The sequence below is a fragment of the Tenacibaculum sp. Bg11-29 genome (assembly GCF_002836595.1).
In the GTDB taxonomy this organism is placed as follows: domain Bacteria; phylum Bacteroidota; class Bacteroidia; order Flavobacteriales; family Flavobacteriaceae; genus Polaribacter.
In genome coordinates this window covers 4,018,344-4,039,111 of sequence record NZ_PJBB01000003.1, presented here as the reverse complement: position 1 = coordinate 4,039,111, position 20,768 = coordinate 4,018,344, and the positions used below count along the sequence as shown (strand labels likewise).

Here is a 20,768-nt window from a genome sequence, read left to right as displayed (position 1 = left end):
TATAATAATATAAATGTTTTTAATAATTTATATTAGCAATTAAACAAATTTAGTAGATTTTTTAAGAAGTTCTGCAAAAAAAAACCTCTTTGAGTTAACAAAGAGGTTTTGGATTTTATTTGTCATTGCGAGGAAGAATGACGTGGCAATCTTTTTAATAACAGATTGCTTCGCTCCTAATGACTTACAATTACTTAATCAACTCGTAAGAACGCTTAATAAAGTTAGTTAACTCTTCACCATGTAATAGGTTTTGAGATAACTTTGCTAAATCGAAAGCTTGTGTAATTAATCCTTTTTTCTTGTCTTCATCAGCATTTAAGATTTCAGAAACTAATGGGTGATTTGTATTAACAACTAAGTTATACATTTCAGGTAAATTACCCATTCCCATCATTCCGCCTCCACCACCAGAAGCTTGCATTTCTTTCATACGACGCATAAATTCTGGTACGGTAATTAAGAAAGGAGACGAAGAAGAATCCATAGATTCTAATTGAACAGTATATGTTTGTGATGCAATTACACCTTCAATAACTGGTTTTAAGGTTTCTTTTTCCTCATCAGTTAATTTAGATATAACAGCTTCGTCTTTCTTAATTAAATTATCAATAAAATCAGAATCTACACGAGTAAACTGAACTTTAGATTCACCTGAAGTTTCTAGTTTTTGCATTAAGTGCGATACGATTGGAGAATCTAATACAACCACTTCATATCCTTTTGCAGTTGCATCTTGAATATAACTGTGTTGTGCGTCTTTGTTAGAAGCATATAAGATTATGTGATTTCCATCTTTATCAGTTTGAGAATCTTTAGTTTTTTCAACTAACTCATCAAAAGTGAAATAAGTATCGCTTACAGTAGGATATAAAGCAAATTTCTTCGCTTTATCCATAAATTTATCTTCCGATAACATTCCGTATTCGATAATTACTTTAATATCGTTCCATTTTTGTTCAAAATCAGCACGATCTTTTTTGAATAAAGAAGCTAATTTATCACCTACTTTTTTAGTAATATAACCAGCGATTTTCTTTACTGCTCCGTCTGCTTGTAAACCAGAACGAGAAACATTTAATGGAATATCTGGAGAATCGATAACACCTTTTAACATTTGTAAAAAGTCAGGTACAATTCCTTCAACATTATCAGTTACATATACTTGGTTTTGATACAATTGGATTTTATCCTTTTGCATATCTAAGTTCTGTGTTAACTTAGGGAAGAATAAAATTCCTGTTAAGTTAAATGGATAGTCTACATTTAAGTGAATGTGAAATAAAGACTCCTCAAATTGCATTGGATACAATTCTCTATAGAAGTTTGTATAATCTTCATCACTTAAATCAGCAGGCGCTTTTGTCCAGGCAGGATTTGTATTATTGATAATTGCATCAACTTCAATCTGTTTGTGAGGCTCAGTAGTTTCTTTACCTTCGGCATCAGTTGTAGTTTGTGGTGTAAAATCAGGATCGTTAACTTTTTTAGTTCCAAATTTAATTGGCACTTGGTTAAAACGATTGTATTTGTTTAATAAGCCACCAATTTTTGCTTCTTCTAAAAACTCAGTAGAATCGTCAGCAATATGTAAAATAATTTCTGTTCCTCTGTCAGATTTGTCATGAGCTTCTAAAGTGAATTCAGGAGAGCCATCACATGCCCAATGTGCAGCAGGTTCGTCTTTAAAAGATTTTGTGATTAACTCAACCTTATCAGCAACCATAAAAGCAGAATAAAAACCTAAACCAAAGTGACCAATTACACCAGTTTCGTTTTTATCATCTTTATACTTATCTAAAAACTCTTCAGCTCCAGAAAAAGCAATTTGGTTAATGTATTTTTCAACCTCATCAGCTGTCATACCTAAACCTTGATCTTTAATGGTTATGGTTTTAGCCTCTTTATTAATGCTAATTTCAATTTTAGCATCACCTAATTCAGTTTTAGCTTCACCAATAGAAATTAAGTGCTTTAATTTTGTAGTTGCATCTGTTCCGTTAGAAATTAACTCACGTAAAAATATTTCGTGGTCAGAATACAAGAATTTTTTAATCAGTGGGAATATATTCTCTACCGATACATTAATACTTCCTTTACTCATAATTATATATTTTGTTTGATATTGTTTTCTAAGAAGTAGAGTAGTCAAAAAAAATACCAAAAATAATTTTGTGACAAGATGACATAAAAAACGCCAACAAATGTTGTTGACGTTAATAAATTAAAGAGCTTATATATTCCTCAGCATTTCTGTTGTGTTTTTATTTTTCCAGGTTCCTCCAGTAAAATCAGGAACTTTAACCGAGCTACTATTTTGAGCAACAGAGAGTTCTGAAAGTGGTGTAATAGCACTCCATAAAACACTATCATACACATTAATATCTAAAGGTAACCCTTGGTTTAAACACTTAATTAAACGATAAATCATAACAAAATCCATTCCTCCGTGACCAACAGAATTATCTGAAATTTGAGTTTTTAATTTATTCCAAAGAGGGTGATTATACTTTTCTCTATACTCATTATACTTTTCTTTTTCTAACCAATTATGTCCCCACCAAGCTAGCTCATCTTCATTAATATATAGTTTAGATGGGTAGCCTTCGTGTACAGCTTTTGTACCAACAAGTGTGTTTAATCGGTCGTAAGGTCTACCTGTATGAACATCAAATTGTAACATTATAGTTTTACCTAATTTAGTTTTAATCATGGTGGTATTCATATCACCGCATTTAACATTTGAGAATTTATTTATACCTGCGTGTTTAGCTGCATCACTTAAACTTTTTTCTCTAGAACTCATAGAAACAACATGATCATACGTATCTCCACGACCAATATCCATATATTGACTAATTGGCCCTAAACCATGCGTTGTATAAAAGTTACCATCTTTATTTAGATGATGTTTTATTCTCCATTGATTTTCGTAATATTTTTCATCTAATAAATGTTTACGTAAATCATGTATGTAAGCACCTTCAGCATGTGTAAGATCACCAAAAACACCTTGGTTTACCATATTTAAAACCCAAAGTTCTTCATTGTTAAAACAGCAATTTTCCATCATCATACAATGTTTTTGGGTACGTTCTGCAGTTTCAACTAATTTCCAACAATCATCCATTGTGTATGCAACAGGAACTTCGCAGGCAACATGTTTACCTTTTTCCATTCCATATAAAGCCATTGGTGTATGCATTTCCCAAGGAGTAGCAATAATTAGTAAATCAATATCATCTCTATCTACTAATTTTTTCCATTCATCTGCATTTCCATAATATTCTTGGGCATTTCTATTATGCTTTTTTTGTAAGTGTTCATTTAACTTAGCTGTTTTTTCTTTATTTAAATCAGAAATAGCAACTATATCTGCATTGTTGTTTTTTATTAACCAATCAAACATTTGAATTAAAGTCTGCCCACGATTACCACAGCCAATAATTCCGACATTAACCTTATCTATTTTTGGGGCTGTTAAGCCGAAAGCAGTTCCTTTTGCAGTTTTATTTAATATAGGGGCAATTTTTTTTTCGGCTTCGTCTTTACAAGAGATTGCAGTAGATAATCCAAAAAAAATTGCAGCTTTTGTTGATAGAGAAAGAAAGTCTTTTCTGTTCATGTTAAGTAGATTAGTGTTTGTTGTTTATGCTTTTTGTAAAGGTATTAAATTATGACTATTTTTGAAGGTTAAAAATTTGCAAACAACGTCTAAAATCAACATAACATATGTACAATTCAAAGATTACAGGATTAGGGTATTACGTGCCAGAAAATGTAGTAACTAATAACGACTTAAAGGAGTTTATGGATACTTCTGATGAATGGATTCAGGAGAGAACTGGTATTAAAGAGCGTCGTTGGATAGATCCAAAATCAGGAGATACAACTGCTGTTATGGGGGCAAAAGCTTCTCGAATAGCTATTGAACGTGCTGGTTTAACAAAAGATGATATTGATTTTATCGTTTTTGCAACACTAAGTCCAGATATGTATTTTCCAGGAGGTGGAGTACAGGTACAAGAGATGTTAGATATGCCAACTATTGGTGCGTTAGATGTACGTAACCAATGTTCAGGATTTATTTATGCAATGTCGGTTGCAGATCAATTTATTAAAACAGGGATGTATAAAAATATTCTTGTAATTGGAGCGGAAAACCATTCTGGTGGATTAGAGCGCTCAACTCGTGGTAGAGGTGTAACTGTTATTTTTGGTGATGGAGCAGGAGCGGCTGTTTTATCTAGAAGTGAAGAAAAAGGAAAAGGTATTTTATCTACTCATTTACACTCGGAAGGTAAATATGCTAAAAAATTAGTTTTAGAAGGACCATCTACACAGCGTTGGGTACCTGAAATTTTAGATAAGAACGATCCAGATGATCAATCTTATTTTCCATATATGGATGGGCAATTTGTATTTAAACATGCAATTGGTCGTTTTTCTGAAGCTATTGTTGAAGGTTTAGAAGCAAACGGGTTACAAAAAGATGATATTGATATGTTGATTCCGCATCAAGCAAATTTACGTATTGCTCAGTTTATTCAAAAGAAGTTTCAATTAAGTGATGATAAAGTACATAATAATATTATGAAGTATGGTAATACAACTGCTGCTTCTGTAATTATTGCTTTAACCGAAGCTTGGGAGTTGGGTAAAATTAAAGATAATGATTTAGTAGTATTAGCTGCTTTTGGTAGTGGGTTTACTTGGGGGTCTGTAGTGATTCGTTGGTAATAATAACTAACACCAAACAAAAAAACCGAAGTAGATACTTCGGTTTTTTTGTTTTAAATGTTATTTAGTAATAAATAGAGCCTGTAAAGAGAATGTTTAAATTAGTTACTTTTAGTCGCAAACGACTAACCTTAGTTTTTTGTTTTTGTTACATTCACACTCAATAGGATCTTCCGCTTTCATACAATTATCAGATATCATTATTCCTAATCCTTTTACTATTAAGAGCTCTGGTTTTGTTAAGGTTTTCCTTAAGTTTTTTATATTTTCATAAGTATGTTCTTATTGGAAATTTAAGATAGATAGGCGATGTTTAATTTATTTTATTGTAGTGTTTTATGTTGTGTGTGGTAATCGTTTTAGGGAGTTGTTTATTAAAATAAACCTCCGCTAGTTTCATTTTTATCACGTTCTTTACGGTTCCTTTTTTTAGATTTATTAGTACCAAACTTATATAAGAATTCAAGATAAAGAGTATTCCTTTCTAAAATATAATGACCGTTTTGTGAATATGGGTTTGTTGAAGAGAAAGTGTAATTTAAAGTGTTAAAAATATCACTAGCTCTTAATTTAATTGCTGCTTTATTTTTTAAAATGGATAACTTTAAAGCTGCATTGATCGTATAAAATGGAGATACCGTAAATTGAATTCCTTCTGATTTACTTTTGTATAAACCGGATATTTGTAATTTTAATTTTTTAGATATTTTAAAATTGTTTGAAATATTCGCTCTAAACACGGTGTTTTTTACACTTGTTTGTTTGTTATTTAATAAACCAAATTTATCTTGTATATATAAACTAAAACTCGAAGAGAAAGTCCACCATTTTGTAGGTTTTAAAGAAGCGTATCCTTCAAGACCATAACTATCTGAATTGTTGTAATTTTGGTATGAAATATATTGAATGTTTTTATCTACTTGATTTAAAGTAATGTTTTTACCTATTTTGTCAGATGTTTTTCTGTAAAAGAGCCCAAAAGTTAAATACCCATTCGTTAAACTTCTTGTATAGTTTACTTCAAAAGAATTAGTGTATTGCGGTGTTAATTTTTGATTACCAAAAGAAATGATATAAGGAGACGTAAATTCTTGTATTGGAGTTACTTGTTCTATACTAGGTCTATTTACACGATTACTATAGGAAGCTTGAAACTGATTTTTTTCAGAAGGTGAATAACTTAAGTATGCAGAAGGGTAAATATTAAAAGTATCATCAGAATAATTATCTAACGTTGTTTGTTGTGTGTTTTTAAAAAGACCATCAACATTAAATTGTTCGAAGCGTAAACCTGTTTGAAAAGAAAACTTTTTAAAATCTTTATTATAATTAAGATACCCAGAATAGATATTTCTGTCATAACTAAAACGAGTATTTCCTTTAGGTGTATTAACAGTAGTGGCTATTGCTATTTCTTGATCTGTTAGTATTTGGTTAAATGTACTGTGTATTCTTGCTTCAACACCTAGCTCTAGTTTTCCTTTTGCGAGAGGTTTAGTATAATCTAAGTTAATCAACCATGTGTTTCTGTTGTCAGTTATGTTATTATTATAGTTGTATAGTTTTGAATTAGGATTTAATATTTCTTTGTTAGTTGAATTTTCTGGGTTTTTATTTATTGAGTAATTAAGTTCTATTTCAAAAGAATGGCCTTTGTCATCTAAGTTTAATTTGTAATCAATATTGTAAGCACTTTCAGAATAACTATATACAGAAAGGTTAGGAGTATGTAATTTTAAAGCATTGTTTTCGTGAATAAAACCATTTGTATAAAAATCAGAATAACTAAAATATTGAGAGGTGTATAGAGATAATGTGTTTTTTTTATTTAAATTAATATCAGCACCTATTTTAAAGTTATGATCACTGTATTTGTCAAGGTGGTCTAAAAATTGTGTAATGTTTTTATCATTTCTATTCAAGTGATAATCTGTTTCTAAATCTCCCCAGTCTTTGTTATAATTAGTGTAGAAATTAAAACTACCTGTTTTGTAGTTTAGATTTAAGTTAGTATTTAAGCGTGTGTTTTTACTATGCTCAATACCAGTAGTAACACTTCCGTTAAAACCAATTATAGCGTTCTTTTTAAGAATTATATTAATAATACCACTCATTCCTTCAGGATTGTATTTTGCTGATGGATTAGATATTAATTCTACACTCTTTATTGTTGAAGAGGGAATTGATTTTAATAATTGAGATGAACTTAAATTAGAAGGTTTACCGTCTATTAAAATAAGTACACCTGCGCTACCTCTAAAAGTAATTTCATTATTTAAATAATTTATGTCAACTGAAGGTACATTTTGTAACATTTCAAAAGCATTAGTACCAGCAGTAGTTAAATCATTACCAACATTAACTATTTTTCTGTCTATTTTCTGAGTTATTGTTGTGGTTTTAGCTTGTATTTCTATTTCATCTATGTTGGTTAAATGTTCTTGTAAATAAATTACACCAATGTTAAGATTGGTAGAATTTAATTCTATTTCTTTAGTTTGAGTTGTGTAACCAATAAATTGAAAATTTAAAAAAACTTTTTTCTTAGGTTTCTTTTTAAGAATAAATTCACCTTTTTCGTTGGTAACTGTACCGTCAATAATTTTATTGTTGGCATCTCTGCAAGAAATGGTAACGTAACTAAGAGGTGATTTAGATTTTGAATCTACTACTTTACCTGTAATTTTAGCAACTTGAGCATAGCTATAACCATGTATACATACTAATAAAATTAGTATTATTAACTTTTTCATTTAAAGGGGACTTTTATTTGATAAATATAACAAAAAAAACCAAAGTATTATCTTTGGTTTTTTTTGTATTATATAGTTTAAATAAAAGAGGTTTTGTTATATAAAACCACCGCCACCGCTTTTTTCATTATTGTCTCTATTTCTTCTGCGTTTGGCTTTGTTTTTACCACCACCAAACCTATAGTTGAAACCTATATATGCAGTTCTGCTTTCCCAGTTAAATTGACCTGTTTGAGTATATGGATCGGTAGAGTTAAATCTAAATTTCATTCCTTTAAAAATATCATTTACTCTAAAAGTAATATTTCCTTTTCCTTTCAATACTTTATAACTAGCTCCAGTATTAATCATCCACATTGGGTCAATATTAAATTGTAAGTTTTTGTTAGCACCTCTGTACATGGCGAATAATTGAAACTTCAATTTTTTAGTTGCTGTAAAACTATTACTTAATCTTGTGTTAAAAGCAGTATTCTTTACTTCTTTTTGTACTCCGCTAACAAGTCCTTTTAATGTTTGTGAGTATACATCTAAACTAGCATTTGCTCTCCACCATTTTGTTATTCTATAATTACTAGACATTTCGAAACCATATCTGTCATTTCCATCAAAATTTTGATCTGATTTTATTTGTCTAGTGTTGGTGTTATCTGATGGGTCTTTATATAGGATGGTTGAAATTTCATCAGTTACTTTTCTGTAAAATGTTCCAAAAGTAAGTGATCCTCCTTTTATTTTTCTAGTATAATTTACTTCAAATGAATTTGTAAATTGAGGTTTTAAATTAGGATTACCAACAGATGTAATTAGCGGGGTACTCCATTCTCTAATCGGGTTTACTTGTCCAATAGATGGTCTGTCAACTCTACGGCTATAGCTTAATTGGAATTGATTTTTATCAGATGGGTTATAAGTGAAAAAAGCTGATGGGTAAAAACTAAAAATATTATCAGTATAAGGTTTCGTTTCATTTTTATTTGTAAAGTTTCCATTTACATTATATTGTTCTAAACGTGCCCCAAGTTGCATGGTTATTTTGTTAAATTTATGACCGTAATTTACATAACCTGAAAAGATATCTCTATTGTATGTAAAAGAAGAGTTACCAATCGCTTCTATAATAGGCGTGTTGTTAATAGGGTCTAGAACTAAATTCCCGTTACTATCTACTTTTAACCCATATTGATCTGTATTGTTTCCGTTTTTTGTTTCGTTAGTTCTATATTCTAAACCAAGTTCTAATTTTCCGTTTTTTGATATTGGGTTTGTATAATCAATGTTAATTAATGTATTATTTCTATTATTTTTAATAGTATTAAAATAATTTAAAAATTTATATTTAGAATCGCTTGTAGGGATTATAGTTTCATTCGTAATTGCATTTTCATCATTTTCTGAATCAGAATAAGTAGCTTCAACTTCTAGATTATGACCTTCTTTGTTAAAATCAATTTTGTAATTTAAATTGTAAGTACCTGAAGTATTATCATTATCAGATGTATTAGGAGCATTGGTAACTAATGAACTTCCTTCATATATTTTCACAGAACCAGTATTAAAAGCATCAGACCTGTTTTGTGTAGTATAAAAAGATAAGGTGTTTTTATCATTGATATAAATGTCTGCACCAAATTTTACTAAGTATGACTTTTTATCATTGTCAAAAATAAAGTTTTGAGAAGAAGCACTACTTCCAGTTCTATTAACATAACCAAAGTTATGGCGTTTACCAGCATTGTAACCTAAATTTGTGTAAAAATTGACTTTACCGGTTTTATAATTCATATTTAATGAACCATTGTATCTCGTATTTTCTCCATGAGTAATTCCTGTATTAATAGAACCATTAAAACCAATGTTGGCACTTTTATTTAGAATTATATTTATAATACCACTCATTCCTTCAGGATTGTACTTAGCAGAAGGGTTGGTAATTAATTCAATACTCTTAATAGAGGTTGAAGGTATTTGTTGTAGTAATTGAGCAGAACTCATGTTTGTAGGTTTACCATCAACTAAAACACGAACATTAGAATTTCCACGTAAGCTTAATTCTCCTGATTGACTATCAACACTTACAGATTGTACGTTGTTTAATAATTCAGAAGCAGTCGCACCTGCAGAAGTTAAATCTTTACCAACATTAATTACTTTTCTATCTATTTTCTGAACAACAGTAGAAGTTTCAGCTCTTACTTCAATTTCATCTAAGGTTGTAGAATCTTCATTTAAAGATATAGTACCAAGATTAATTTTTTTATTTTTAGAGCTAACAGTAATTGGTCTAGAAACTGTTTTATATCCTATAAATTGAATTTCAATAATAACCTTTCCTTCTGGGATATTTTTAATAGAAAATGTACCATTGTCATTTGTTATTCCACCAGTTATAATTTTCTTGGCAGAGTCTTTGATTATAATATTTACATATGGTAAAGGTTCTTTGGTTATTTTATCGATAACTTTACCTGAAACAGTACCTGGTTTAGGTAAGCTACTTTTAGGCATTTGCGCAAACATATTCACACTAAATACAGTTAAAAGGATTAATATTATTTTTTTCATTTTGTTTGTTTTGAATTGTTTTTGATACTTAGTAGACTTACTATTGATTACTTTCGTTACTGTAATTAACTGAGTTTAACGTATTATTAACAATTATGAAAAAAAATACTTTAGTTATTGGAGCTTCTTTGAATCCTACAAGATATTCAAATATTGCTATTAAAAGATTGATAGGTAGAGAGATAAAAACCTCGGCTGTTGGTTTAAGAAAGGGAAAGGTATTAGGTGTTGTTATTGAAGCTGAAAAAATAAAATTTAACGATATTGATACAGTTACATTATATTTAAATTCAGAACGACAGAAAGAGTACTATGATTATATAATAAGCTTAAAACCTCAGAGGGTGATTTTTAATCCTGGAACAGAAAATACTGCGTTTTATGAACTTTTAAAAGAAAATGGAATAAAATCAGAGATCGCTTGTACGTTGGTATTGTTATCAACGAATCAATATTAATTTAGAATTGTAATAGGTGAAGCGTTTGGAGTGTATTTTTTTCCAGCTTCAGCTAATTCTACATTTTTAAAAATAGTTTGAGCCTCTTTTTTAAAATCTTGTATGTTTGAATACCTGCTAGAATAATGACCAATAATTAATTTATTTACATTTGCATTATTCGCAATTTCAGCAGCTTGTTCAGCAGTAGAATGTTTTGTTTTTTCACACAAATTTTCCCTGTCTTTTAAAAAAGTAGCTTCATGATATAGTAAATCTACATTTTTAATTATAGGTACAATACTTGGTTTATAACTAGTATCACTACAAAAAGCAAAGGCTTTTGGTTTAGGTGGGTCAATTGTTAGTTCAGAATTTAAAATAACCTCACCAGTAGATAAAGTAAAATTTTTTCCTGCTTTAATGTTATGAAAATCACAAGTATCTATTTCTTTATACTGTTCAATATTACCAATATGTAATTTTCTAGGCTTTTCTTTTTCTGTAAATAAGAAACCATTTGTATAAACTCGATGATCTAATGGTATTGTATGAACAGTAACTTTATCGTCTTCAAAAATTAATTCACTTTCTTTAGACTCTAATTCGTGAAAAAATATATGGTATTTTGTCCAAGATTTTGAAAGTTTTAATTGAAGAGTTGTAACTTCTTTAATTCCTTTTGGTCCATAGATATGTAAATCTTTTTCTCGATTTAAAATTCCAAAAGTAGATATAAGTCCTATTAATCCAAAAAAATGATCACCATGCAAATGAGAAATAAAAATATGGTTTATTTTAGAAAAACCAATTTTATATTTTCGCATTTGTCTTTGCGTACCTTCACCACAATCAATTAAAAAATGATTGTTATTAATTTCTAAATATTGAGATGTAGGGTGTGAGTTTACTCTAGGAGTTGCTGAATGGCAACCTAAAATAGTTAAGTTTAAGCTCATTTATCGTATTACAAAACGTTTAGATATTACTTCTTTATTATTCTGAATAGCATAAATATACATACCTGATTTTAAATCGTTACGATCAAAAGGAATAGAATTACGTCCGTTTGTAATTTTAATTCTTTTAGAATATACAGTTTTACCGAGTACATTTCTAACAGTTAAAATTACATTTTGACTAACTTTAGAGTTAATAAATATAGTAGTAGTAGTAGTAAAAGGGTTTGGTGAAACAACCAAACCATCAATAGACTTTTTTTGAGAAAAGCTAGATAAGGTGACTAATAAGAATAAAAAAAGTATTTTTTTTACCATATGTATTCATTTAGGGGTAATAAATAAAATGTTAAAAACCCAAATCGCGTTGAATATTTTCCATGTCTATAACATCTTCAGCTTCAACTAATGTTGGAACAATATTAAATGTTTCTGGAAAATCATCAACATTCACGTTTTTTGATATTATTACAAAAGACGTGCCATTATTTTGGTGCTCATTTGAATACTCCAAAAATAGTGAAATATTTTCTTTAGAAGCATTAAAATTATCTAAAATTTTAATAATAAGGTGTTTGTTTTTTAACTTATCATGTTCATTATTAAATATTGATATGAAATCTAAAAAAGTTTTTTCTTCTGGGCTAATTAAAACATAGCTAGTTTTTTCTTCTATCTTCATAACTATCTCTTTATTTGCTGTGCTAATAAATACATAACAGCCATTCGTACGGCTACACCATTTTCTACCTGATTTAAGATGATAGATTGATTACTGTCAGCAACATCACTTGTTAGTTCTACTCCTCGGTTTATAGGACCTGGGTGCATAATTACAATTTCTTTGCCAAGACTATCTAGTAGTTCTTTATTAATCCCAAAAAGCTGTGTATATTCTCTTGTTGATGGAAAGTATTTAATATCCATACGTTCGTGTTGTACACGTAAAACGTTGGCTACATCACACCATTCTAAGGCCTTTTTTAAATTTGTTTCAACTTCAACACCTAAGCTAGAAATATATCGAGGAATTAAAGTTGTTGGCCCACAAACTTTTACTTTTGCACCTTGTAACTGTAAAGCAAATATGTTAGATAATGCAACACGAGAGTGTAAAACATCACCAACAATAACAATTTTTTTACCTTTTAAATTACTATTTAAAGCTTCACGCATAGAGAAACTATCTAATAAAGCTTGGGTAGGATGTTCATGAGTTCCATCACCAGCATTTATTATTCTAGCATCTACATGTTTCGATAAAAATATTCCTGCACCAACACTTGCATGACGCATCACAACAATATCTACCTTCATTGATAAAATATTGTTTACGGTATCTATTAAAGTTTCTCCTTTCTTTACTGATGATTGTCCTGCAGAAAAATTAATAACATCGGCAGATAATCGTTTCTCAGCTAATTCAAATGATAATTTTGTACGTGTACTATTTTCAAAAAATAGATTAGCAATGGTAATATCTCGAAGAGAAGGTACTTTTTTAATAGGTCTATTTATAACTTCTTTAAAATGTGAAGCAGTTTCAAAAATAAGCTCTAAATCATTTTTGTTAAGGTACTTAATACCTAATAAATTTTCAACACTTAACTGCTTCATCTTAGTTTATTTTTATAATCATAACTAATCAAGCTTTGTAGGCTTGCTTTCTAGGTAAATAGTATCTTTTTTGTGAGTTTCTAGCCAATTAACAATCACGTTTTCTTCGTTAATAGCATCTACTTGTCTACCTCTGTAATTAGGTTGAATTGGTAAGTGACGACTAAAACGACGATCGATTAAGACTAATAATTCTATGTTATCTGGTCTTCCATATGACTGAATAGCTGTTAAAGCGCTTCGCACACTTCTTCCTGAATAGAGAACATCGTCAATAATTACTACTTTTTTCCCTTCAATTAAAAAATCAATTTTAGTTGATGTAGCTTCTAACGGTTCATCTCTTCTACGAAAATCATCACGATAAAAGGTAATATCTAAAAACCCTAATTGTAAATCTTTAATATGATACTGGTCTGTTAATAATTTAGCTAATCGTTTAGCTAAAAAAGTTCCTCTTGGTTGAAGACCTATTAAAACAGTATTAGAAAAATCGTTATGATTTTCGATTAACTGGCATGCTAATCGATGCAGAATGATTTCAATATCTTTCGAAGTAAGTAGTATTTTCCTGCTCATGTTTTGCTATCAAATTGGTTCGATAATTCAACGTTCAAAAATAAAGTAAAAAATTATGTCCGCAAAATTAAAGTTGATTAAACATAAAACTATATGAATAAAATTATCTTTACATTTGCCAACTTTTACAATAGCCTAGAATATTATGATGAAATATATTAAAAACAAGAAACTTAAGATTAAAGACGATACGTTAGCGGGTATAACAGTTTCTTTAGCAATGATACCTGAAGTGGTAGCTTTTGCTTTTGTAGCTCAAATAAGTCCTATTGTAGCATTATTTGGTGCTTTTGTAGTAGGAATAATTTCAGCTATATTTGGAGGTAGACCAGGTTTAATATCTGGAGCTGCTGGTGCTGTAGCGGTTATTTTTGTTCACATGATTCAAGAAGGACATGCTAAAGGCCTTTTATTTGATAACCCTGTAGAAAATATGGGTTATTTTTATTTGTTAGCAGCAGTCGTTTTAATGGGAATTATACAAGTGTTAGCAGGTGTCTTTAAGTTAGGTAAATTTGTGCGATTAATACCACACCCTGTAATGATGGGGTTTGTAAACGGATTAGCTATTGTTATTTTTATGGCTCAGTTAGGAATGTTTACAGAAAATTCAAAAGATTTTTTTGGTCAGAACAAACGTAAAACCGAAACTAAAGAATTAGTATATAATGTAAATAATAATGAGGTAAAGGATATATTATCTGGTACTATTATATATAAGGTTAAAGAAAATTCAGTTATCAACTTTCAAACAAGTAAAGAAGAATTTGTTATTGCTGATGGTCAGGTTTTTAATCCAATAACTAAAAAAGTTATTTTTAATGTAAAAGACGATGGGTTTTATGCTGTAAAAGATACGGGGGTTGTAAAATCAACAATGCAAGGTAAAAAGTTGTATACTATGATTGGTTTAGTATTATTAACAATGCTTATTGTATGGGGGTTACCAAAATTAACAACTAAGATACCTGCAGCTTTAACTGCTATTTTAATAGTTACTTTAATTTCAATTTTTAGTGGTTTAACTTCAATTAATGTAGGTGATTTTATTAGAGATGGAGGAGGAGCTGGTTTAAATGGGATAGATGAAATTTCTAAAAAATTAAACTTATTTGAACTTTGGAGTAATTTACCTTTTAATTTAGATACCTTAAAATTCATTGCACCTTATGCTTTCTTAGCCGCTTCTGTTGGTTTAATTGAAACATTAATGACAATGAATTTAGTTGATGAGTTAACAGGAACAAGAGGAAACGGAAATAAAGAGTGTGTAGCGCAAGGTGCAGGAAACATGGTAAGTGGTTTATTTGGTGGTACTGGTGGTTGTGGTATGATAGGTCAAACAGTAATTAATATAAATGCAGGTGGTAGAGGACGATTATCAGGAGTAATGATGTCGTTAACTTTATTAACTTTTATTTTATTTGCAGATAAATATATTGAACAAGTGCCAATTGCAGCCTTAGTAGGAGTAATGTTTATGATGGTTATTGAAACTTTTGCTTGGTCTAGTTTTAGAATTATGAATAAGATACCTAAATCAGATGTATTTGTCTTAATTATAGTATCGGCAGTAACAGTAATTTTTGATTTAGCAATAGCAGTATTTGTAGGTGTTATAATCTCAGCATTATCTTTTGCTTGGTCAAGTGCTAAGAAAATTAGAGCAAGAAAACGACTAAAACCAGATGGAACCAAAGTATATGAAATATGGGGGCCTTTATTTTTTGGAAGTATTACCGATTTTAATGTGAAGTTTGATATTAAAAATGATCCAGATACTGTAGAAATTGATTTTGTAGAGTCAAGAGTTGCAGATCACTCGGCCATTGAAGCTATTTTCGGATTGGTAGAGAAGTATCAAGCAGCAGGAAAAAAAGTAATACTTAAGCATTTAAGTGAAGATTGTAAGGTGTTACTATATAAAGCAAGTCCTATTTTTAGAGGAGTTATAGAAGAAGCAGTAGATGATCCTCGTTATCATTTAGCAGCAAACCCTGAAGACTTTCCAAAGCCTTTATCAGAGTATAAATTTTAAATATAAAAAATCCCGCAATTGCGGGATTTTTTATATACTATATTTTATTTATTGGGCTAATAATCTCTACATCACTAAAAGCAATAGCACCTCTTACTACACTATCTATTGTGCTTTTTAGAGCTTCAATTAATTGCATTTTAAGCTGAGATTTATGGTATATTAAACTAACCTCTCTTGCTGGAGGCGGAGTTTCGAAATCTCTTAAATGTGCTTTATCTTGTTCATTTAAATCCAGCGTATTTAGATAAGGTAATAAAGTCATTCCTAAACCATCTTTTGATAGTTTTATAAGGGTATCAAAACTTCCACTTTCTAATTGAAAATGATGTGTTGAATTTTTCTTATTGGTTCTACACAAATTAATAATACTGTTTTTAAAGCAATGGCCATCTTCTAAAAGCAAAATGTCATCAACTTCTAAATCATCAATTTTAATCTTTTTCTGATGATACAAGCGGTGTTCGTTAGGTATTAAGCCAACAAAAGGTTCGTAGTATAATACACGTTCTTTTATAGCTTCATTCTCTAAAGGTGTTGCCGCTAAAGCAGCATCAATATGTCCGTCGGTTAACTTTCTAATGATTTCTTCAGTAGTTAATTCTTCAATAATTAATTGAACCTTTGGGTAATTTTTATTAAATGTTTTTAAAAACATTGGTAATAAGGTAGGCATAACAGTAGGTATTATACCAAGTCTAAACTCACCACCTACATATCCTTTTTGTTGATGAACAATATCTATAATTCGATTACTTTCATCAACAATAACTTTAGCCTGTTCAATAATTTTTTCACCAACTTCTGTTAATTCAATTGGTTTTTTTGAGCGATTAAATATTTTAGCTTCTAATTCATCTTCCAGTTTTTGTATCTGCATACTTAAAGTGGGTTGCGTAACAAAGCAGTGCTCAGCAGCAATAGTAAAGTTCTTGTATTCAGCTACAGCAAGGGTATATTTTAACTGTGTGATTGTCATTGTATCAAATTTTTTGATAAAGATATTAAAACTATCAATAAGGCTTATAGTTTTTTTAGTTTATTTGAATGTAATTTTGGCACAGCAAAAGATAAATAACTAAATAAAAATAATATGAATACAACTGTTTTAGGATTAGATAAAGAAAAATCAATTGAATTAGTAAAAGAATTAAATGTATTATTAGCTAATTTTCAGGTATACTACCAAAATGTAAGAGGTTTACATTGGAATATTAAAGGGAAAAGTTTCTTTGAATTACATGTAAAGTTTGAAGAGTTATATACAGATTCTCAGTTAAAAGTAGATTTAATTGCTGAACGAATTTTAACTTTACAAGGAACACCATTACATACTTTTGATGATTATATAAAAGCAGCTAAAGTTCCTGTAGGGAAAAATATAAGTAAAGATGTTGCTGCAGTAGAATTAGTTGTTGAATCATTATCTGAGTTATTGAAAATTGAAAGAGGAATTTTAGATTTATCAGGAGAAGCAAATGATGAAGGTACAAATTCAATGATAAGTGACTTTATTGCTGAGCAAGAGAAAATAATATGGATGTTAAATGCATGGTTAGCTTAGTTTTAATAAGTTTAAATATAAAAGGTGGGCTAATATAGCCCACCTTTTTTGTTTAGAATGAATCTAATTATTTAAGTTCTCTTAATAAAATTTACATTTTAATGATGTGTTATTAAAATAATACTGCTATAAGCTTTACAAACTAGCCTTTAATTTGTTGCATCAAAAACAACTTAATCATAATTATAATGAAAAAAATAAAATTAAGCTTATTAGCTTTATTAGCAATTTCTATTAGTACAATTATATTTACATCTTGTGAAGATGGAATTGATGGAGAGAATGGTATAGATGGTACTAATGGTACTGATGGAGAGAATGGAACTGATGTCTTAACTTATTTAGCAGTTTCTAAAACACCAAATTTTTTAAAGGTTACTAGTAGTTTTGTTGGGTTAAAAATTACACCAATTTTATCATCTGAAGATGTTATACCAAACTCACCAGATTTTGTATACGGTTCTATGGCAGACGGTGCCGGGTTATTAGCAGAAACAGATGGTACTTTTACTTTAATAAATAATATTGAAGCAGATTATTCTATCGCAAGAATTAAGTTAAACGAAAATTTAAGACCAATATCGGCAGCGTATATTTTAAATGCAACAGCAACAGGTGAAACAGCTCAATGTTCAGGATCGATGATTTCTCCTAGCGAACATGGTTTCGGACCTTTATATTTGTCAGGTGGTGAATGGGGAGGTGCTTCTAAAGGGGTTTTTGTAACTGATCCTTATAAATCGGTATCTGATGCAAGTACAGGAACTATGGTAACAGCAATGGGGCAATGGTCTACTGAAAATGCTGTAGTTATAGGAAAAGATGCTTATGCAGATAAAACGGTAGCTTTTATTGGTGATGATAATGCTAATAACGAAGTACCATCTGGTCAATTAGGAATGTATGTTGGTAATAGAGGTGATTTAGATAGCGGGAAACTATACGGTTTAAAAGTTACCTCGCCAGGCGTAACTTATGAAGTTGATATGACTGAAGGAGCTGAATACGATGTTGAGTTCGTTGAGCTAGAAGAAAAAGAAATTAATGCCTTAGATGCTGAGTGTAAAACGAAAGGTGTCATGGGGTTTTCTAGATTAGAAGATATTGATTGGAGAAGAGGTTCTGCAGCAAATAATAGAGAAATATATTTTGCAGTAACAGGTCGTAATAAACCAGGTTTAGTAGGGAAAGGTGCTATATTAGGTCGTGTTTACAAGGTAGTGTTAAATGATACTGACCCAACTGGTACAGCAAAAATTACCTGTGTATTAGATGGTGATAAAGTTGGCGGTAAAGCAGATGGATTCCATTCTCCTGATAATATTTTAGTTACTGAAAATTATGTTTATATTCAAGAAGACCCTAATGGATATGCTTCAGAAAATGCAAATATTATTGGTTATTCTAAACTATATCAATATAATTTATCAACAGGAGTACTTAAAACGGTTTTAGAATGTGATCAAGAAAGAGCTGCATCTTTAGGGTATGGTAGAACTTCTAAATATTGGGAAATTACAGGAATGATTGATGTTACAGATATTGTAAATAATGGAAAAAATTCATTTTTAGTAATGACTCAAAATCATGGTTGGGAGCCAGCAGACGGAACATCATTTACCGATCCAAAGGCAAATCCTAATTTAACAAACCGAAAAGAAGGTTCTGTTTTGCACTTAATTACAGGATTAGAAAGATAAAAAATGAAAGACTTATTCGGTCAAGCTAAGACATACCTTTGTGTATGTCTTTTGCTTTTAATTGTATCATGCAATCATAAACCAGAAGAATATAACTCAATTACTAATTTTTCTGATAAGATTAATAAATTATATATAAGTCACCTTTCTAATGCTATAGATAATTTAGATCGTATGAAAGGGAAAACTATTAAAGAGCAACAGAAAATATATGTTTTAGCTCGTAAGGCTTTTAAATTATCAGAACCAGTTTTGGCCTTCTCAGATAAAGACAATTACAAATCATTGAATGCTCCAAATATTATAGGAGTTCATGGAGAAGCAAGTAATGATACAAGAATTGTAAATCCAATAGGTTTTCAAGTAATAGAAGAACTTATTTATGAAGACAATATAAATAAAGAATTTTTAAAAAGAGGAATAAGAGTAACAAGCGCTAGATTAAAACTAATGCGAAAAAATGTTGCTATTAAATTAAAAGCACATCATATAATATGGTTGATAAGAGATCAAATTACAAGAATAGCAACTACTGGAATAACAGGTTTTGATTCACCAGTTTTAAACCAATCATTATTAGAAAGCACGTATACGTACAAAACGCTACTAGATATTATTCTAATAAATAAAGAGAAGTTTACATCAAAAGTTTTATTTAATAAATTTGAAGCAGCAATAATAGCTGCTCAAAAAGATTTAGATTATGATTTTGATACTTTTGATAGATTCAATTTTATAAAGAAACATACCAATACTCAGTTAAAATTATTAGTTGAAGTTCAAAAAGATTGGAAGGTTAAATTCCCTTTTGAGATGGCATTATCTAATAATATGACAACACTTTTTTCATCAAAAGCATTAAATTTAAATTATTTTTCAGATCACTTAAGTGATACCACTCAATTAGCAGCTAAGATAGTTTTAGGTAAACAGCTGTTTAATGATAAATCTCTTTCCAAAAATTATAATATGGCTTGTGCAACTTGTCATGTTAAAGATTTAGCTTTTACAGATGGTCGAAGGGTTTTTGATAAAAATCAAACAAGAAACAGTCCAACATTAACATATTCATCTTATCAACGTAGTTTCTTCATGGATGCTAGAGCAGGTAGTTTAGAAGGGCAGGTTATTGGAGTTGTAGAGAATCATAATGAATTTAATATGTCTATGGATTCTGTAGTACAACGTGTTTCTAAAAATAAGGAGTATAAAAAATCACTAGCAAATTTATACGGTTCTAAAAGAATAAATTTTAATATACGTCATGCAATAGCATCTTATATTAGAACTTTAAATACGTTTAATTCTAAGTTTGATAAAAACATGCGAGCAGAAGAAGAAACGCTATCAGCAGATGAAAAGCAAGGATTTAATTTATTTATGGGAAAAGCATTGTGTGCATCTTGTCATTTTGCACCTATTTTTAACGGTACAGTTCCACCTAATTATAATGATACAGAAATTGAATTTATTGGAGTTCCAGCATCAATAGATACGGTTAATGCTAAAATTTCTACAGATTTAGGAAGATATAATGTGTATAAAACAAATGAACGTAAACATTTTTTTAAAACACCTACTGTAAGAAATATAGCAAAAACAGCACCATATATGCATAATGGTGTGTATAAAACATTAAATGAGGTGATGGGGTTTTATAATAAAGGAGGTGGTGCAGGTTTAGGGTTTCATAATGAATATCAAACACTACCTTTTGATAGTTTAAGTTTATCAACAAAAGAAATTTCTCAAGTTATAGATTTTATGAAGACATTAACTGATGAATAATTAATTATATTAGAGAATAGTTTAAAAG

General features: G+C 29.7%; 16 protein-coding genes. 6 read left to right on the top strand and 10 right to left on the bottom strand.

Annotated features, from left to right (window positions below):
• Nucleotides 1-190: 190 nt before the first annotated feature.
• Nucleotides 191-2,104, bottom strand: coding sequence for a molecular chaperone HtpG (gene htpG / locus CXF68_RS18190; RefSeq protein ID WP_101046520.1), 1,914 nt, complete (start codon nucleotides 2,102-2,104; stop codon nucleotides 191-193).
• A gap of 129 nt (nucleotides 2,105-2,233) precedes the next feature.
• Nucleotides 2,234-3,625, bottom strand: coding sequence for a Gfo/Idh/MocA family protein (locus tag CXF68_RS18185; RefSeq protein ID WP_101046519.1), 1,392 nt, complete (start codon nucleotides 3,623-3,625; stop codon nucleotides 2,234-2,236).
• A 107-nt stretch (nucleotides 3,626-3,732) separates the two neighbouring features.
• On the opposite strand from CXF68_RS18185, the gene CXF68_RS18180 reads away from it, so the two are divergent.
• Nucleotides 3,733-4,740 carry a 3-oxoacyl-ACP synthase III family protein gene (locus tag CXF68_RS18180; protein WP_101046518.1) on the top strand — a complete coding sequence of 336 codons (1,008 nt, stop codon included), beginning with the start codon at nucleotides 3,733-3,735 and terminating at the stop codon, nucleotides 4,738-4,740.
• Nucleotides 4,741-5,114: 374 nt separating this feature from the next.
• On the opposite strand, the gene CXF68_RS18175 is transcribed toward CXF68_RS18180, so the two are convergent.
• Nucleotides 5,115-7,493: an outer membrane beta-barrel family protein gene (locus CXF68_RS18175; protein ID WP_101046517.1), complete on the bottom strand. Its 2,379-nt coding sequence runs from the start codon at nucleotides 7,491-7,493 to the stop codon at nucleotides 5,115-5,117.
• A gap of 96 nt (nucleotides 7,494-7,589) precedes the next feature.
• Nucleotides 7,590-10,058 (bottom strand): outer membrane beta-barrel family protein, encoded by a 2,469-nt coding sequence (locus CXF68_RS18170; RefSeq protein WP_101046516.1) that lies wholly within the window; start codon nucleotides 10,056-10,058, stop codon nucleotides 7,590-7,592.
• Between the two features lie 95 nt (nucleotides 10,059-10,153).
• Here CXF68_RS18170 and CXF68_RS18165 point away from each other — a divergent pair, with 95 nt between their 5' ends.
• Nucleotides 10,154-10,516: a CoA-binding protein gene (locus CXF68_RS18165; protein WP_101046515.1), complete on the top strand. Its 363-nt coding sequence runs from the start codon at nucleotides 10,154-10,156 to the stop codon at nucleotides 10,514-10,516.
• On the opposite strand, the gene CXF68_RS18160 is transcribed toward CXF68_RS18165, so the two are convergent.
• Genes CXF68_RS18160 through pyrR form a run of 5 tightly spaced genes read right to left on the bottom strand, consistent with a single transcriptional unit; the run spans nucleotide 10,513 to nucleotide 13,650 of the window.
• Nucleotides 10,513-11,454: a ribonuclease Z gene (locus CXF68_RS18160; protein WP_101046514.1), complete on the bottom strand. Its 942-nt coding sequence runs from the start codon at nucleotides 11,452-11,454 to the stop codon at nucleotides 10,513-10,515. The genes CXF68_RS18165 and CXF68_RS18160 overlap by 4 nt on opposite strands.
• Nucleotides 11,455-11,772 (bottom strand): T9SS type A sorting domain-containing protein, encoded by a 318-nt coding sequence (locus CXF68_RS18155; RefSeq protein WP_101046513.1) that lies wholly within the window; start codon nucleotides 11,770-11,772, stop codon nucleotides 11,455-11,457.
• Between the two features lie 31 nt (nucleotides 11,773-11,803).
• Nucleotides 11,804-12,136: a hypothetical protein gene (locus CXF68_RS18150; RefSeq protein WP_101046512.1), complete on the bottom strand. Its 333-nt coding sequence runs from the start codon at nucleotides 12,134-12,136 to the stop codon at nucleotides 11,804-11,806.
• A 2-nt stretch (nucleotides 12,137-12,138) separates the two neighbouring features.
• Nucleotides 12,139-13,071: an aspartate carbamoyltransferase catalytic subunit gene (locus tag CXF68_RS18145; protein WP_101046511.1), complete on the bottom strand. Its 933-nt coding sequence runs from the start codon at nucleotides 13,069-13,071 to the stop codon at nucleotides 12,139-12,141.
• 24 nt (nucleotides 13,072-13,095) lie between these two features.
• Complete coding sequence (pyrR, locus tag CXF68_RS18140) at nucleotides 13,096-13,650, bottom strand: bifunctional pyr operon transcriptional regulator/uracil phosphoribosyltransferase PyrR (RefSeq protein ID WP_101046510.1); 555 nt, start codon at nucleotides 13,648-13,650, stop codon at nucleotides 13,096-13,098.
• A gap of 145 nt (nucleotides 13,651-13,795) precedes the next feature.
• On the opposite strand from pyrR, the gene CXF68_RS18135 reads away from it, so the two are divergent.
• Nucleotides 13,796-15,688 carry a SulP family inorganic anion transporter gene (locus CXF68_RS18135; protein ID WP_101046509.1) on the top strand — a complete coding sequence of 631 codons (1,893 nt, stop codon included), beginning with the start codon at nucleotides 13,796-13,798 and terminating at the stop codon, nucleotides 15,686-15,688.
• A gap of 37 nt (nucleotides 15,689-15,725) precedes the next feature.
• Here CXF68_RS18135 and CXF68_RS18130 read toward each other — a convergent pair whose 3' ends face one another.
• Complete coding sequence (locus CXF68_RS18130; protein WP_101046508.1) at nucleotides 15,726-16,667, bottom strand: hydrogen peroxide-inducible genes activator; 942 nt, start codon at nucleotides 16,665-16,667, stop codon at nucleotides 15,726-15,728.
• 114 nt (nucleotides 16,668-16,781) lie between these two features.
• Between CXF68_RS18130 and CXF68_RS18125 the strand changes: the two genes are divergently transcribed.
• The 3 genes from CXF68_RS18125 to CXF68_RS18115 all read left to right on the top strand — a co-directional run bounded on the left by CXF68_RS18125 (nucleotide 16,782) and on the right by CXF68_RS18115 (nucleotide 20,740).
• Nucleotides 16,782-17,252, top strand: a complete 471-nt coding sequence (locus tag CXF68_RS18125) for a Dps family protein (protein ID WP_101046507.1) — start codon at nucleotides 16,782-16,784, stop codon at nucleotides 17,250-17,252.
• Nucleotides 17,253-17,440: 188 nt separating this feature from the next.
• Nucleotides 17,441-18,952 (top strand): phosphatase, encoded by a 1,512-nt coding sequence (locus tag CXF68_RS18120; protein WP_101046506.1) that lies wholly within the window; start codon nucleotides 17,441-17,443, stop codon nucleotides 18,950-18,952.
• 3 nt (nucleotides 18,953-18,955) lie between these two features.
• On the top strand, nucleotides 18,956-20,740 hold the full coding sequence (locus CXF68_RS18115) for a cytochrome-c peroxidase (RefSeq protein WP_101046505.1): 1,785 nt from the start codon (nucleotides 18,956-18,958) through the stop codon (nucleotides 20,738-20,740).
• Nucleotides 20,741-20,768: the final 28 nt, after the last annotated feature.

What these genes read in the sequence shown, in the direction of transcription:
- CXF68_RS18180 (WP_101046518.1), top strand. Translation starts at nt 3,733, where the DNA reads ATGTACAATTCAAAGATTACAGGATTAGGGTATTACGTGCCAGAAAAT.
- CXF68_RS18160 (WP_101046514.1), bottom strand. Translation starts at nt 11,454, where the DNA reads ATGAGCTTAAACTTAACTATTTTAGGTTGCCATTCAGCAACTCCTAGA.
- CXF68_RS18125 (WP_101046507.1), top strand. Translation starts at nt 16,782, where the DNA reads ATGAATACAACTGTTTTAGGATTAGATAAAGAAAAATCAATTGAATTA.
- CXF68_RS18130 (WP_101046508.1), bottom strand. Translation starts at nt 16,667, where the DNA reads ATGACAATCACACAGTTAAAATATACCCTTGCTGTAGCTGAATACAAG.
- CXF68_RS18150 (WP_101046512.1), bottom strand. Translation starts at nt 12,136, where the DNA reads ATGAAGATAGAAGAAAAAACTAGCTATGTTTTAATTAGCCCAGAAGAA.
- htpG (WP_101046520.1), bottom strand. Translation starts at nt 2,104, where the DNA reads ATGAGTAAAGGAAGTATTAATGTATCGGTAGAGAATATATTCCCACTG.
- pyrR (WP_101046510.1), bottom strand. Translation starts at nt 13,650, where the DNA reads ATGAGCAGGAAAATACTACTTACTTCGAAAGATATTGAAATCATTCTG.
- CXF68_RS18175 (WP_101046517.1), bottom strand. Translation starts at nt 7,493, where the DNA reads ATGAAAAAGTTAATAATACTAATTTTATTAGTATGTATACATGGTTAT.
- CXF68_RS18145 (WP_101046511.1), bottom strand. Translation starts at nt 13,071, where the DNA reads ATGAAGCAGTTAAGTGTTGAAAATTTATTAGGTATTAAGTACCTTAAC.
- CXF68_RS18165 (WP_101046515.1), top strand. Translation starts at nt 10,154, where the DNA reads ATGAAAAAAAATACTTTAGTTATTGGAGCTTCTTTGAATCCTACAAGA.
- CXF68_RS18135 (WP_101046509.1), top strand. Translation starts at nt 13,796, where the DNA reads ATGATGAAATATATTAAAAACAAGAAACTTAAGATTAAAGACGATACG.
- CXF68_RS18170 (WP_101046516.1), bottom strand. Translation starts at nt 10,058, where the DNA reads ATGAAAAAAATAATATTAATCCTTTTAACTGTATTTAGTGTGAATATG.
- CXF68_RS18115 (WP_101046505.1), top strand. Translation starts at nt 18,956, where the DNA reads ATGAAAGACTTATTCGGTCAAGCTAAGACATACCTTTGTGTATGTCTT.
- CXF68_RS18120 (WP_101046506.1), top strand. Translation starts at nt 17,441, where the DNA reads ATGAAAAAAATAAAATTAAGCTTATTAGCTTTATTAGCAATTTCTATT.
- CXF68_RS18155 (WP_101046513.1), bottom strand. Translation starts at nt 11,772, where the DNA reads ATGGTAAAAAAAATACTTTTTTTATTCTTATTAGTCACCTTATCTAGC.
- CXF68_RS18185 (WP_101046519.1), bottom strand. Translation starts at nt 3,625, where the DNA reads ATGAACAGAAAAGACTTTCTTTCTCTATCAACAAAAGCTGCAATTTTT.